Source organism: Corynebacterium sp. HMSC063A05 (assembly GCF_001809695.1).
Lineage (GTDB): Bacteria > Actinomycetota > Actinomycetes > Mycobacteriales > Mycobacteriaceae > Corynebacterium > Corynebacterium amycolatum.
In genome coordinates, this window is sequence record NZ_KV798504.1 from 305,796 (window position 1) to 319,723 (window position 13,928).

Consider the following 13,928-nt stretch of genomic DNA (forward strand, 5'->3'; position numbering starts at 1 on the left):
TAAGGAACATTAGAAAACCATGTCTTCTTCGGCAGATTTTTCCGCTATTGCATCAGACCTGGCCGATGAGTCGACAGTGTTCCTTGACCTAGATGTCGGTCCACAAAAGGAGAAGATCCTTAACTACCTCATCGCTAAAGCCGTAGAGACCGGCCGCGCCACCGACAGCAACGGCATCGTCGCGGCAGCCCTCAAACGCGAAGAGAAGGCCCCGACAGGTCTGCCGGGCGGAATAGCCATCCCCCACTGCCGCCATGAGGACTGGTCGACGCCGACCCTGATGTTTGTCCGCTTAACAAGCGCTACGGAATTCACCACACCAGATGGGCCGGCGGACCTGCTTTTTTTCATTGGTGTCCCAGCCAGCAACAGCGATGTCCACGTCGATATTCTGGCTGCACTCGCAAAAGCACTTCGCGATAAGGGGTTTCGAGCAGCTCTTCGCGGTGCTGAAAGCGACGAAGAGGCCGCCCGGATTATTAGCGAGCACATCACCAAGGCGCCTCGTCGGAAAGCGAAAAAACCTCCGGCGAAGACCAATATTGTCGCCATTACGGCCTGCCCCACGGGCATCGCTCACACTTATTTGGCAGCCGAAGCGCTTACTGGCGCGGCAGAAAGCATGGCTGATGTCACGCTAACTGTAGAGACTCAGGGCTCGGCAGGAACCCAGGAAGCCCCCGCAGAAGCAATTGACCGGGCCGACGTGCTAGTAATCGCAGCCGATATTGGAGTTACGGGGCTTAAGCGCTTCAGCGATAAACCACAGGTCAAAGTGCCAATTCGTAAGGCAGTCAATGAGCCCACTTCGGTTATTGAACAAGCGAAGGCGGTAGCAGAACAATCACGTGTTCGCGCCTACGACCGAAAGGCGCCGCAACCTAAGAATGACCACGACAAAGAGGCCGCTTCGCAAACCGGTAATGCAGGTGCAGGCCCTACATCTGAGAGGGTACGAGCAACTACGAAGGTGGGGGCGCGTAAATCGTCGTTAAGCGGCGATAAAGCCTTCGGACACTGGGTTCGTGACGCCATTATGACCGGTGTCAGCTATATGGTGCCGTTCGTAGCCGCTTCGGGGTTGTTGATTGCGCTGGGATTCCTCGTCGGCGGTCATCAGGTTGGTCTAGTAGCTGACGCCGTGACTAGGGATTTGCGGCTGCCGGAGATTATCGGACTCGATGCTCCGATTACTGTGCCGACAGAAAATCTCGGCACCGTGCTAGTTGACCGTAGTGGGCTGTGGCTGTATCTCGGCTCGACGCTTTTTGCAATCGGTAACCACGGCATGCAGGTCATTGTGGCTGTAATGAGTGCTTATATCGCCTTTGGCATGGCTGGCAGAGCCGGTATTGCACCCGGCTTCATTGGCGGTGCCATCGCGGTCACGGTTGGCGCCGGCTTCATTGGGGGCCTGGTGACAGGCATTCTGGCGGGACTAGTTGTAGCCCTACTGTTGAGGATGAAGGTCCCGGACTGGCTGCGACCGCTGATGCCGGTTGTCGTGATTCCTATGCTCGGGGCTATGGCCGTTGGGCTCACCATGTACCTGCTTCTCGGGATGCCGCTGGCATGGCTGATGACGGCCCTGCAGCAGTGGCTGCAATCACTGGATACGACAGCGGCGTTCCTGTTCGGTGGTCTTCTCGGCGCAATGATGTGCGTAGATATGGGCGGAATGATCAACAAGGCTGCTTATCTTTTTGCCGTCGCAAACATCGCCTCGGAAGATCCAGCATCATGGAAGATTATGGCCGCTGTGATGGCGGCGGGCATGGTACCTCCGTTGGCGACATCGCTGGCAGTTGTACTCCGACCAAAGCTGTTCAGTTCAGCTGAGCGTCAAAACGGCAAAGCGGGCTGGGTGCTCGGTGCGGCCTTCATTTCAGAGGGAGTGATTCCCTTCGCCGCCGCAGATCCGCTGCGAGTGATTCCGTCGATTGTGATTGGCGGTGCCGTCACCGGTGGCACTTCAATGGTTTTAGGAGCCGCCACACGCGTTCCACACGGAGGTATTTTCGTGCTGTTTGCAATCGACAATCCTATCGCATGGCTTGCTGCAATCGTCTTGGGCAGCATAGTGGCAGCAATTCTCGTTGTGGCAGCTAAAAGCCTGTGTCCGCGGCAAGTCAGTACCGATAATCAAAACCTAGAAGCAGACATTTCAGCGGACGCCTAAATTCTTTCGCTAAACCCAGCTGCGTCCGCAGAAGCATTCCTGCAAACTTCACCAAACATGCCCCATCCCAACCTGCCAAGCGATTAAGCTCTGAACAGGTGTCGAGGAAATCGATAAGCAGAAAGGCAAGGTGCCGCCCCATGGCTACGCAACACGTCCACGTCGGCTCCAAGGTGGGTATTCACGCCCGCCCCGCGTCGGTAATCGCTGAGCGTGCCTCCCGATTTCAGGAAGAAATACTGATCGAACTCATTGATTCACCCGAACCCGACAACGAACCGGCTGATGCTTCCTCAACGTTGATGCTGATGGCACTCGGCGCAGGATATGGCGATGAAGTCACAATCACCAGTACAAACGCGGTTGCGGTGGAGCAGATTGCACAGCTAATCGCCCAAGATTTGAGCGATTAAAAGCAATATGCTTAACGACGGAACATCGTGGCAACGGTCACGGGGTTCCGTCGTAAAGCATTCGTACAAGATCCTGCCCTGGACGGGTGGCCTACGAGCGGTTCTCGCCGATGCGGTTATAGAGCCAGTTTAAAATTGGATAGCCGATAATAATGCCGACCGAACCCCAAGCAATGCCCTCCAGCGTCAGCGAACCGATGTCGAGGGTGAGGTTGCCGATACCCGCAATCAGCGCGGTGGCGGCAGCGGTGAGATTGACCGGGTTGTTGAAGTCGACCTTTTCGTCCATCCAGATGCGCACACCGAGCAGACCAATCAGGCCGTAGAGCACCATCGTTGCCCCACCGAGCACGCCGGTAGGAATGGTCAAAATGAGTGCGCCGAACTTTGGAATGAAAGCCAGTGCAATGGCCGTGAAAGCTGCCACCCAGTAAGCGGCAGTCGAATAGACACGGGTAGCGGCCATAACCCCGATATTCTCAGCGTAGGTAGTGGTACCAGAACCACCAGCTGAACCGGCGATGGTGGTGGCTAGACCGTCTGCAATAAGAGCATCGCCAGCGATGTCATCGAGGTTTCGGCCGGTCATGGCAGCAACAGCCTTGACGTGACCGACATTCTCGGCGATGAGCACTACGATGACGGGCAGACCAATCAGCATCGCATTGAAGTGGAACTCCGGCGCGTGGAATGCGGGCAGACCAATCCAGGCGGCATTGCCGACGGTTTCTGTAGCCTCGGGCGAGAGATTTCCGGTGGCAGCGGCGAAGACCCAGCCGATTAGTACGCCGATGAGAACGCCCAGACGGCTGACCATACCGCGGCCAGCGACGGTTGCAAAGACAATGGATACCATCGTGACAAATGCGACCAACGGCTGAGTGGCGAAGTTCTCCGTGGCAGCAGGCGCCAGGTTAAGTCCGATGAGAGCGACGATGCTTCCTGTTACTGCAGGTGGCATCACTGCATCGAGGACACGCTTGCCGGCGAACTTTACTACGAAGCCAACGAGCATGAGCGCGATGCCGGCGCAGAGCACGACACCGAGCTGAACACTAATGCCCTGCGCCTGTGTCGCGGTCAGTGGCGCGATGAAGGCAAACGACGAGCCCAGGTAAGAGGGCAAGCGATTTCGGGTTATCAGCAGGAAGACAATCGTGCCGATACCCGAGAACAGCAGTGTGGTGTTGACTGGAAAGCCGGTCAACAGCGGCACCAGAAGAGTTGCACCGAACATGGCAATGACGTGCTGTGCGCCAATGCCAATCGTGCGAGGCCAATCGAGGCGTTCGTTGGGAGCCACCACGGCTCCCGGTGCAATCTTTCGACCGTCACCGTGAATATCCCAACCGAAAAGACGGCCACGTTCGGCATTTTCAGCAGGCGGATTTGCGGAGGTTCCCTGTTGGGTCTCCGCGTCAGAAGTAGAATTCATGGTTGTAATGCTAGTGGATGCCCACCGCAGTTCCCGCTACGGTTCGATGTGGTATGCCGACAGTTCATCCGCGAGGCTAGTGGGCAAACGCACGTCCATCTGGGTGCCTTGCTCCGTCCATGTTTCCGACAGCACGGTCGCATCTTCGTGGAGCATGGAGACAATATTGCCCTTGTCATAGGGGATCAACATGTGAACGTGAGACTCCAGCTCATTGAGAGCAAGCTCGAGTCGGGTCTCCAGTTCACCAATCCCCTCACCCGTTCGCGCAGAGACAAAGACCGCATCATCGAGCTGGTGGCGTAGCTGGGCCAGAGTGATGCCATCGGCCTTGTCAACCTTGTTGACTACCAACAGTTCGGGCGGAATCTCGGCGTTTTCTTCCTCCGCGATTTCGTTGATGACTTTGTTGACAGCCTTAATCTGCTCCAGCGGGAATGGGTCAGAGGAGTCTACGACGTGCATGATGACGTCGGCTTCGAGTACCTCTTCCAAGGTCGAGCGAAAAGCTTCAATGAGCTGCGTCGGCAAGTGACGCACAAATCCGACCGTATCGGTCATAATCACCGTGCGACCGTCGCGAAGCTTGGTGCGACGAGTCGTCGGATCTAGCGTTGCAAACAGCGCGTCCTCCACCAGCACACCAGCGCCTGTCAGTGCGTTGAGCAACGAAGACTTCCCCGCGTTGGTGTAGCCGACAATTGCCACGCGCGGCAGGTGACCAGCCTTACGACGTGCGCGCTTAATCTCACGCGCAGTTTTCATACCAGCCAATTCCTTGCGAATCCGCGCCATATCTTGGCGTAGTCGCTGACGATCGGTTTCGATCTTAGTTTCACCTGGACCACGCAGACCCACGCCGCCGTTGGAGCCCGCGCGACCACCAGCCTGACGCGACAGGTTGCCACCCCAACCGCGCAGACGCGTGTAGAGGTACTGCATCTGTGCCAGCGAAACCTGCGCCTTGCCCTCCTTGGACTTCGCGTGCTGAGCGAAGATGTCCAGAATCAGCATGGTGCGGTCAATAACCTTGGCGTCAAGCCGGTCCTCCAGCGCCACCAATTGGCCAGGAGACAGCTCACCGTCGCAAATAACTGTATCTGCGCCGGTAGAGGCGACAATATCGCGAAGCTCGTTAAGCTTGCCGGATCCCACGTAAGTACCAGGGTCTGGCTTATCGCGGCGCTGCAGCACCATCTCTAGAACTTCCGAACCTGCAGTCTCCGCCAGCGCAGCGAGCTCCTCCATCGCCACTTCGGCTTCCTGTAGGGTCCCGGATGTCCAGACACCGAGCAGCACAACGCGTTCCAGTCGGAGCTGACGGTACTCGACCATCACCTCTTCAGACTCAGTATGGGCTACTGACCTGGTCAGCCGGCGCAGAGAGGATCGCGCCTCCAGATCCAAGTCACCGACGGTAGGTTCCCTTTGCGTGCCGACGTTCGTCGCGAACGCATCCCCGGAGGCACTATCGGCGTTTTTGTCAGCATCATTAGCGTCGATGAAAAAATCGTCCATCTCGTGCGAGGTGCTGGCTTGCTGCGACATTGCGTCGCTGACCTCATCAAAGTTGTTGGAAAAATTCGTCATACTAGCTGCTATTGTCGCATGACAAGCCAAATTCTCCGCATTGTGTGCGGAGAATACCGAGCCGAAGCTCAAGACTTAGGCTGCAGAAGGTGGCCTGCGAGTCAGAACCAGTGCGACCGGACCACTATTAGAACTACCGCCAGCACACGTACCACTGTCGGACATTCCGCAGTTGGAGCAGCCTCCGCCTGGGCACATGCCGCCGAGGGATTCCCTTCGCAGTTGGCCGGTGTGTTCCATTCGGTCAAGGATGAGGTCTACCGTTGTTCGCTGCAGGCCGGTGATTTCGCAGATTTTGCGTCGGGAGCTAATACCCTGCGCAATTGCATCTTGGACAGCTTCTGAAGGCCGACGAGTAACCGTCGTATTCTTCCTGGCTCTAAAGAGTCCCACGGCGATAGCTCCTTTCCGTATCGGAATTCTTGTTGGACCTGATTTCTAGTTCGCAAGTGTGACTTAGTAGCTTGGCCGAAGCTACTAGGAATTTACGCGGCTTTACAGGAACAGTTTCAACCCTTGGAAAACAATCACGGCCAGTGCCCATGCTACGACCAGCTGCGCTAGCAAACCGAAGCCCGTCCACTTCAAGCCGATCTCGCGACGTTGTGCCGCGAGCGTAGCCACGCACGGTGTGTAAGCCAGCAGGAAGATCATGTATGCCCAGACTGCTGCCAATCCGTGCCCATCGGATGCATTGTCAAAGTCACGTCGAATATTGTCCGCGAGTGGGCTGGAGGCCTGTTCGGTCGAATCCGAGTCGGTGACGTCCTCTACTGCATAGGTCTGTGCCCAGGTAGAAATGACGGCTTCCTTGGCCACAAAGCCCGTCACCAACGGACCTGTCAGGGACCATGTGCCGAAACCTGCCGGGTTAAACACAGGAGCAATAGTTGCGCTGACTGCACCGTATGCGGAGTCCTGCGGTGCCAGATCTTCATCGGCAAAGGAGTGCCCGGAGACAACCGGGATAGACATCAGTAGCCAAACGACGATGACAGTGCTGACGATGATTCCACTAGCGGTCTGCAGGAAGCCCTTCAGGCGCATCCACATCACAGATAGTGCCAGTCGTGCGGTCGGTAACTGATAGGTTGGCAGATCAATGACCAGCGGTTCCGACGGCATGGTGCGCCACAAGGTATTACGCAGTGCAAGGCCGGTCAGAACGATCAACAGAATCGAAATCACGTACATAGCGAAGACAACTGTGCCCGCGTGTTCCGGGAAGAACACCGCACCCAACATGACATAAACGGTTAGGCGCGCCGAGCAGGAGGTAAACGGAACCAGTAGTGCCGTCAATATGCGGTGGCGCGGATTACTCAGCACACGTGTCGCCGAAATCGCTGGCACGTTACAACCAAAGCCGACGATGAGCGGAATAAATGCCTTCCCCGGAAGACCAATTGCTCGCATGACACGATCGGCCACCACGGCTGCACGCGCCATATACCCTGAATCCTCGAGCACCGCAAGGCACAGGAACATGAGTGCCATCAGAGGAACGAAGGTCAGCACCATGCCGACACCGCCGATGATGCCGTTCACAAGCAGCCCCGTGACAATCGGATGGTCCCATCCCATTGCTTCCAATCCACGGGTAACCAGATCTGCGAAATTACCGGTAATAAGGGTTTCCAAACCGTCCTGCAACGGTGCTGCAACCGTCGTCGTGATCTGGAAGACTGTCCACATAACTGCCAGGAACACAATCGGTCCGAGCACCGGATGGAGAACCACGTTATCAATACGGTCGGAGAAAGTCTGGCGATCTTCTACCCCGCCCGTAGATGCCGCAACCGCCGCATCAATCGCGGCAAAGCGTGCGTCGTCCAGGCGTTCAATCGATTCACCATCGGCCTGGCGAATCGGTGACGACACCGAACTGCATCCGTCCAGAGCCGCTGCTACCGCGTCGGCCAATCGTGCCATTCCCGCTTTACGACGGGGATCCAGCGCCACCACTGGCATCCCCATAGCTGACTGCAATGCGTTCGGATTCACATCGATACCCTTGGCCTTGGCCACATCGAGTTTGGTCAGCGCCAGAACGATGCGCTGAGGCTGCTCCGCCAATTCCGCGGCCATGTAGAGGCCACGCCCCAGTGCCGTGGCATCGACAACAACGACGACGAGATCCGGGCGTTCTTCTTCCGGTTTCTCGATGAGCATCTCGCGAGTGAGCTCTTCGTCCGGGCTCATGGCATCCAACGAGTAGGCGCCCGGGAAGTCGATGACATCGTACTCAGCGGCATCGGTCTTCCACGCGCCACGGCTGACCTCCACGGTCGTACCAGGCCAATTGCCCATCTGCGCTTTCGCGCCAGTCAAACTATTGAACAGTGTTGACTTACCGGAGTTCGGTGCGCCTACGACTGCGACAACAGGTGCACCATCCTTTGCTGGTGCTCCGCCGCTGCATGCATGGCAGCTGGGCGTGGATGCGAATTTTCGCGTTGAGGAATCCGTAGGTGTTGTCATTGTTAACTTTCAGGAGGGAGGTGAGAAAAAGAGTTGTAGGGGACCTAACCCACGACGGACATCTTGTGCAGCGTACTGGCGTCGATGGCGTAGCGCGTTGCGCCTGCATGGACGATTCGCCCACCGCCGCTGGTGCTCCGTCCCACCGTGACACTCATTCCAGGACGAAGCCCCAATTGCGAAAGCCTGCGACACAGGCGCTCATCCACATGCGACACCCCCAGAGTGACGGTTACCCCCACCGGGACGTCGGCAAGCGACTGAATGTCATCCGACTGTTTTCGCGACCGTAATCCGAGCATGAGAAACCTCGCCTATATAGATAAGAATTAAGCTAAGCAAATGATGTTTACAGGGACGAGCCTACTCTTAGGTATGCCTAAATGGAATAAACCGGGCGCACCTAAGGAAAGTTATTTATACCACACTTAACATTTGCTTATTTAGCGTGGCAGAATTGTTAGTCCCATCCGAATAGTTGCCGCGGTGTGAAGGAATGGTTTTAGGTACCCCAGAGCACAATGTGCTCACGTGCGATTCGTTAGTTCGCAGATGAAGATATGGGAAGTATCATCGAAAAGTATGACTACTGACTTGCGAAGCATTGGCATGGACTACCCCAGCTGGCGAGACGCGATGGAAGCCGCGATTGCCAGTGAAAATCTGTCGGTCATCGGCGAGGTCCGCGGTGGCCAGCTGGTCCGTTTCGAAGATTCCTCTGGTGCGCGTTTGCACATCCTTGGTGTTGAACCATTTTCTACCTACGCCGGCTTCGCGGGCAGCCCGACCGTCACCGCCCATGTATCCAGCGTGGACGACGTCTTGGCACTCGTGGAAATCGTCGAGGATGATCCCTCCTCTGATGACTTTGACAAGGTCATCGAGGTAGCCAGCTGCCTGCTGTCACAGGGACCAATGATTGTTGATGCCGGAACTCAGACTTTTGAGCATGTCGCGCTGTCAGCTCTGGCAACCGATTTCACCCTCGACGCATCCGCTGAGGAGTACGAAAAGCGCACTGGGGCGACCCCGACATCATTGGACTTCGAAGGTGCTAAGGCGATTGTCGGAGATCAGGTCGGCAAGGCATCGCCTAGCGCAACCGTGAAACTGGCTGGTGTTATCAATAACTCCCGCAAGCATGTCAATGAGCTAACCGGAAAGAAGTTCTGGGTGCTCAACCTTGCTCTGCCGACTCCCATGGACGTACTTGTCCCCGGCGGCGACGAAGCTCCCCAGCCGGGCATGGTCGTCTCCGGCACCTTCTTGCTGACGGGTGAAATTATCCCGCCGCAGGGCTGTGGCGGCGGTTGTGGCGATGGTGGCTGCGGCTGTGGCGATGGTGGCTGCGGCGGACACTAGTCCGCTAACTCCCCACTGCTTCCGCTACCCTGCTAGTTCTCCTGCTGCACTAGCTACCAGTCACAGGGCTTCCAGTTCAATATCGCCGAGAGTGTGAATCACGCTCGGTCCAGTTAACGTTGCTGAGAAGGCCCCATCAGTATTGCTGGCCTTGCGTACATCCACAGTCACCGCTCCACCGGGCACCTTGACTGTCACAGCTCCCTCGGTCCGGCCGGCATCGGCCAGCGCGGCAATAGCTGCCGCAACCGTGCCGGTGCCACACGAGCGGGTTTCACCAACTCCGCGTTCAATTACTCGCATGGACACCGAATCAGAGGCATCCAGCGGGGTGACAATTTCCACGTTGAGGCCGTTCGGGAACATGGCTTCGTCGGCACGCACGGGCTTCGCAGCACTACCCGCCGCTTCCAATTCCAACTCCGCCAGAGCGGCGGCATTCAGACCCGGCATGACGCAGGCCAAATGTGGATTTCCCACGTCGACACCAATCCCGGCGAATTTCAGTGCATTGCTGCCCGAACCAATGAACGCAGTAGCGAGGCCTAGGACCTCCGGCTGCCCCATATCCACCCCGACGACCGCATGCCCAGGGCTGAGCTCACCAATCGAAACAGCGCGCAGCCCTGCTCGAGTGCCCACCCGCAATGTTCCGTCGACGACACTGTCCGGGCTGTGAATCGCGGCAATATAGTGTGCAAAGACACGCACGCCATTACCGCACATCTCAGCAATAGAACCGTCACTATTGCGGTAGTCCATAAACCAATCGTCGGCTTCAACCCCCTCCGGCAATGCCGTCAAAACACCGGCATCCACGAGTTTCCCCGCACGGGCAACCCGCAGGACGCCGTCAGCGCCAAGACCACGTTGTCGATCGCACACTGCTGCGACCAATGATTCGGTCAATTCGATCGACACCAAATCATCTGGAAAAATCAAAAAATCGTTTTGCGTACCGTGACCTTTGGCAAATGAAACCATGCCCTCGATGCTAGCGGGACAGCCGAACCGGCTAAAGCCCAAGCGCAGAAAAAGCCTGTCCCGGCACGTCACCGGCAGCGTCTAGCCACGTGATTCGATGATCACGGTTGAACCAAGAGCGCTGACGCCGCACATACCTGCGCGTACCAGTAATCGTGCGTTCACAAGCCGTATCCAGGTCGTAGACCCCATCGAAGTAGTCCAGCACCTGTGCATAGCCGATCGCGCGGCTAGCGGTCACACCCTCGCGCAACCCTTGCGCCATCAAACTCTCAGTTTCCTCCACCAGACCAGCGGCAAACATGCCCCGCGTGCGCTGTTCAATCCGCGGATTTAGCCATTCCGCCTGCGTGCGCAATCCCAATATGCGGGTGTTCCACCGCGGCGGATTATCAATTGACGGTTTCGACGCTGCAAACGGCTTGCCTGTCAGCTCGATAACCTCTAAGGCTCGGACGGTGCGTCGCGGGTCGTTGGTCTCAATAATCGCCGCCGCATCCGGATCAATCTCTGCCAGCCGATCATGTAATGCCGCCGGACCGATCTCGTCCTGCACTGCCTCCCATTTCGCACGTACCTCAGGGTCCGTAGGCGGGAACTGCCAGTCGTCCACCAACGCCTGCACATACATCATCGACCCGCCGACAAGGATCGGGACTTTCCCCCGCGCGCGAATGGCCTCAACATCCGCGACCGCCTCACGCTGATACGTCGCCACACTCGCCGGCTGCGTCACGTTCAGAACATCGAGTTGGTGGTGCGGAATCCCCCGCCGCTGATCTACCGACAGCTTTGCTGTTCCGATATCCATTCCTCGATACAGCTGCATCGAATCAACATTGACGACCTCACCGCCAAGCTGCTCCGCAAGTACCAGCCCCAAATCCGACTTTCCCGATGCCGTTGGCCCCACCACAGCAATCGGCACCGGCAAGCTCTCACTCTCGAAAGCCGTCACTACCCAGTTCACACTCCTGCACAAAAACTAAAAACGCGAGCTCTTACTCCGCAACACACTGCCAGCTGGCCACGTGGTAACCGATGCCATAAGGCGCTCCGTCATAGTAAGAACGCTTTACGACGGTCATTCCAGACCCCATCCAGCTTTCAGCAGCTTTACTCAGCTGCTGCCATAACTCGGCTGCGTACGCGCCGGGAGCTGGAAACACAATATTTTCCACGTTAACGGTGGAGCAGTCCTGCCCAGCAATCAGACTGCACAGCGCATCAACCTCCGCTGCACCCTCAATTACGCCGACCGGGGAATCGTCTGCAAGGCCGAATGCGCCGTCGACAAGCACAAGCAGACGCGTGTGACCGGCAGCGAGTGCCTCGTCGATAGACTCGAAGCACGTTGCCTGAATGACGCGGCCAGTGTGTCCTTCAGAATTCCGTCGCGCGTAGTCTTCGATAAGCCAGCGCCCCAGCAGCTCAGGTAATTCGGTTCCGCCGGACACCGTGACATCAACCCCATACGGGGAGAAACTGCCGGGTGTGCTGTTCTGATGCGGGGACTTCGCCTGCATTCTGCCAGTGATAATGGCGACCGCGCCGGGCTCCCCGGGTTCGTCATCTGTCCACAGCGTCGCAACAGTTTCACGGGTTTGACGGCGCAATTTCGTGGCGATAGCTGCAAAACCACCCAGCTCCTCGACGATGAGGAGCGCACGCGGAACGATAACAAGCCGAGGCAAACGCGAATTCACGTCCTCAACGCTACCGTGAGGGGCTAGTCGATGCCTTATTCCGGCGGTGTTACGCGCGCTGTGCCAAAATTTTTGGGATACTCGAGCACATACCGTAAGTGTTTGATGGCAGCCGTGTCGCGCGGCAGTTCTGCATGAAGATTGGAAGAGGTTTACCCACTATGACCGGTACCAGCAATTCCCCTAAGCCAGGTCCACGCCCGGGTCCACGTCCCGGACCTCGACCAGGCGCAATGCCGGCTCATCGTAAGGCCCCTGGAACCACTCAAGCGCTTGCGGGGTCGGCCGCTGTGACACATGCCGTCCACAATGATCCAAAGAAGTTTGGCCTCATTGACGAAGACGGCACTGTTTGGTTGGTCACCAACGCCGGAAAGCGCAATATTGGTTCCTGGCAGGCCGGCACCGTAGAAGAGGGTTATGCCCACTACGGCAAGCGCTACGAGGATCTGGCCACCGAGGTCGAGTTACTGGAATCTCGTGTAGTCTCCCACCCGCAGGAGGCAAAGACCATTTCCCACAACGCAGTTGAACTGCGTGAGAGCCTTTCCACCGCCGCAGTCCTCGGCGATATCGATGCGCTGGATAAGCGCCTTGCAGAGGTCATTGCCACCTCCCACGTCGCAGAGGAAAAAGTCGCTCACGACAAGGCAGAGCGCCGTAAGAACGCCATCGCACGTAAGGAAGAGCTCGCCGCAGAGGCCGAGGAGCTCGCAGAGAACTCCACCGAGTGGAAAGTCGCCGGCGACCGTATCCGCGAGATTCTCACGGAGTGGAAGCAGATTCGCGGCATCGACCGCAAAACTGATGATCAACTCTGGCGCCGTTACTCCCGCGCGCGTGATTCTTTCAACCGCCGCCGCGGTGCCCATTTTGCGGAACTGGACCGCAACCGTGCGGCTGCTCGCCGCGTTAAGGAGGACATCATTGAGCGAGCTGAGGCCCTGAAGACCTCCACTGATTGGGGTGGCACCGCTGCTGCCTTCCGCGACCTGATGGCTGAGTGGAAGGCCGCTGGTCGAGCGCCACGCGAGGTCGATGACAAGCTGTGGGCGCATTTCAAGGCCGCTCAGGATGAGTTCTTTGGTGCTCGCAACGCGGTCAACGAAGCTCGAGACAAGGAGTTCGAGGAAAACGCTGCGGCCAAGGACGCACTGCTGGCTGAATATGAAGACCGCATTGATCCGTCCAAGGGCCTCGATCACGCTCGCAACGAACTGCGTCAGTTGCAAGAGAAATGGGAGGCCATCGGCTTTGTGCCGCGTGGTCGTGTGCGTGAGTATGAAAACCGCATTGGTGCACTGGAAAAGCGCGTCTCCGATGCGGCTGATTCGCAGTGGCGCCGCACCGACCCCGAAGCACAGGCTCGCGTCCAGCAGTTCGCCGACCGTGCAGCGGAGTTTGAGCAGAAGGCCGCCGAACTCGAGGCGAAGGGCAAGGCTTCTCAGGCCGCCAAGGCTCGGGAGCAGGCCGAACAGTGGCGACAGTGGGCAGAGCAGGCCGCGGCGACTCTCAAGGAGCTCTAACAGAAGCTTGGCTCAGCTATGCTCTGGCAACGCGTGGATGGTTAAAAGAAAGGGGCTCTCTTCCGGAGTGGTTGAACTGGTCCCCGAAAGTTGGACTGGTTTAACTCTAGGCGGTTAGGGCTTCAAGGGTCTGATTCCGATATTGCATCGGGGTCAGGCCCTTGAGTCGTTGTTGGACGCGTTCGGTGTTGTACCACCCGATGTACTCATCGATTGCCTGGTTGAACTCTGCGACAGTGTCGAAGACTTCTC

Annotated in this window: 12 protein-coding genes; 4 read left to right on the forward strand and 8 right to left on the reverse strand. The window is 57.5% G+C overall.

The genetic code is table 11. The features are described 5' to 3' along the window. Nucleotides 1-19 precede the first annotated feature (19 nt). Both HMPREF2651_RS07885 and HMPREF2651_RS07890 read left to right on the forward strand, forming a co-directional pair. Nucleotides 20-2,179, forward strand: coding sequence for a PTS fructose transporter subunit IIABC (locus HMPREF2651_RS07885; protein ID WP_049181550.1), 2,160 nt, complete (start codon nucleotides 20-22; stop codon nucleotides 2,177-2,179). Between the two features lie 140 nt (nucleotides 2,180-2,319). Next, nucleotides 2,320-2,592: an HPr family phosphocarrier protein gene (locus tag HMPREF2651_RS07890; protein ID WP_038628774.1), complete on the forward strand. Its 273-nt coding sequence runs from the start codon at nucleotides 2,320-2,322 to the stop codon at nucleotides 2,590-2,592. Between the two features lie 91 nt (nucleotides 2,593-2,683). Here the strand turns inward: HMPREF2651_RS07890 and HMPREF2651_RS07895 are convergent, their stop codons facing one another. The 4 genes from HMPREF2651_RS07895 to HMPREF2651_RS10825 form a co-directional block, all read right to left on the reverse strand. Further along, nucleotides 2,684-4,027: a uracil-xanthine permease family protein gene (locus HMPREF2651_RS07895; RefSeq protein WP_080972883.1), complete on the reverse strand. Its 1,344-nt coding sequence runs from the start codon at nucleotides 4,025-4,027 to the stop codon at nucleotides 2,684-2,686. 36 nt (nucleotides 4,028-4,063) lie between these two features. Further along, nucleotides 4,064-5,617: a GTPase HflX gene (gene hflX / locus HMPREF2651_RS07900; RefSeq protein ID WP_224786652.1), complete on the reverse strand. Its 1,554-nt coding sequence runs from the start codon at nucleotides 5,615-5,617 to the stop codon at nucleotides 4,064-4,066. Between the two features lie 495 nt (nucleotides 5,618-6,112). Continuing rightward, on the reverse strand, nucleotides 6,113-8,098 hold the full coding sequence (gene feoB / locus HMPREF2651_RS07905) for a ferrous iron transport protein B (protein WP_049181551.1): 1,986 nt from the start codon (nucleotides 8,096-8,098) through the stop codon (nucleotides 6,113-6,115). Between the two features lie 44 nt (nucleotides 8,099-8,142). Further along, nucleotides 8,143-8,400 carry a FeoA family protein gene (locus HMPREF2651_RS10825; protein ID WP_080972885.1) on the reverse strand — a complete coding sequence of 86 codons (258 nt, stop codon included), beginning with the start codon at nucleotides 8,398-8,400 and terminating at the stop codon, nucleotides 8,143-8,145. 280 nt (nucleotides 8,401-8,680) lie between these two features. On the opposite strand from HMPREF2651_RS10825, the gene HMPREF2651_RS07910 reads away from it, so the two are divergent. Continuing rightward, nucleotides 8,681-9,460, forward strand: coding sequence for a hypothetical protein (locus HMPREF2651_RS07910; protein ID WP_049181552.1), 780 nt, complete (start codon nucleotides 8,681-8,683; stop codon nucleotides 9,458-9,460). A gap of 60 nt (nucleotides 9,461-9,520) precedes the next feature. On the opposite strand, the gene dapF is transcribed toward HMPREF2651_RS07910, so the two are convergent. The 3 genes from dapF to HMPREF2651_RS07925 all read right to left on the reverse strand — a co-directional run bounded on the left by dapF (nucleotide 9,521) and on the right by HMPREF2651_RS07925 (nucleotide 12,150). Then, nucleotides 9,521-10,444: a diaminopimelate epimerase gene (gene dapF / locus HMPREF2651_RS07915; protein ID WP_049181553.1), complete on the reverse strand. Its 924-nt coding sequence runs from the start codon at nucleotides 10,442-10,444 to the stop codon at nucleotides 9,521-9,523. Between the two features lie 31 nt (nucleotides 10,445-10,475). Next, nucleotides 10,476-11,378 carry a tRNA (adenosine(37)-N6)-dimethylallyltransferase MiaA gene (gene miaA, locus HMPREF2651_RS07920; protein ID WP_049181555.1) on the reverse strand — a complete coding sequence of 301 codons (903 nt, stop codon included), beginning with the start codon at nucleotides 11,376-11,378 and terminating at the stop codon, nucleotides 10,476-10,478. 67 nt (nucleotides 11,379-11,445) lie between these two features. Beyond that, nucleotides 11,446-12,150 carry a class III extradiol ring-cleavage dioxygenase family protein gene (locus HMPREF2651_RS07925; RefSeq protein ID WP_038628766.1) on the reverse strand — a complete coding sequence of 235 codons (705 nt, stop codon included), beginning with the start codon at nucleotides 12,148-12,150 and terminating at the stop codon, nucleotides 11,446-11,448. Between the two features lie 161 nt (nucleotides 12,151-12,311). Between HMPREF2651_RS07925 and HMPREF2651_RS07930 the strand changes: the two genes are divergently transcribed. After that, a complete protein-coding gene (locus HMPREF2651_RS07930; RefSeq protein ID WP_038628764.1) occupies nucleotides 12,312-13,676 on the forward strand; it encodes a DUF349 domain-containing protein in 1,365 nt (454 codons plus the stop codon). 106 nt (nucleotides 13,677-13,782) lie between these two features. Here the strand turns inward: HMPREF2651_RS07930 and HMPREF2651_RS07935 are convergent. Beyond that, nucleotides 13,783-13,928, reverse strand: a 146-nt coding sequence (locus tag HMPREF2651_RS07935) for an IS3 family transposase (protein ID WP_141746488.1), incomplete at its 5' end; no start/stop codon positions are given.

Excerpts from the sequence above, each read along its gene's own strand:
- HMPREF2651_RS07885 (WP_049181550.1), top strand. The coding sequence starts at position 20 with ATGTCTTCTTCGGCAGATTTTTCCGCTATTGCATCAGACCTGGCCGAT.
- HMPREF2651_RS07890 (WP_038628774.1), top strand. The coding sequence starts at position 2,320 with ATGGCTACGCAACACGTCCACGTCGGCTCCAAGGTGGGTATTCACGCC.
- HMPREF2651_RS07895 (WP_080972883.1), bottom strand. The coding sequence starts at position 4,027 with ATGAATTCTACTTCTGACGCGGAGACCCAACAGGGAACCTCCGCAAAT.
- hflX (WP_224786652.1), bottom strand. The coding sequence starts at position 5,617 with ATGACGAATTTTTCCAACAACTTTGATGAGGTCAGCGACGCAATGTCG.
- feoB (WP_049181551.1), bottom strand. The coding sequence starts at position 8,098 with ATGACAACACCTACGGATTCCTCAACGCGAAAATTCGCATCCACGCCC.
- HMPREF2651_RS10825 (WP_080972885.1), bottom strand. The coding sequence starts at position 8,400 with ATGCTCGGATTACGGTCGCGAAAACAGTCGGATGACATTCAGTCGCTT.
- HMPREF2651_RS07910 (WP_049181552.1), top strand. The coding sequence starts at position 8,681 with ATGACTACTGACTTGCGAAGCATTGGCATGGACTACCCCAGCTGGCGA.
- dapF (WP_049181553.1), bottom strand. The coding sequence starts at position 10,444 with ATGGTTTCATTTGCCAAAGGTCACGGTACGCAAAACGATTTTTTGATT.
- HMPREF2651_RS07930 (WP_038628764.1), top strand. The coding sequence starts at position 12,312 with ATGACCGGTACCAGCAATTCCCCTAAGCCAGGTCCACGCCCGGGTCCA.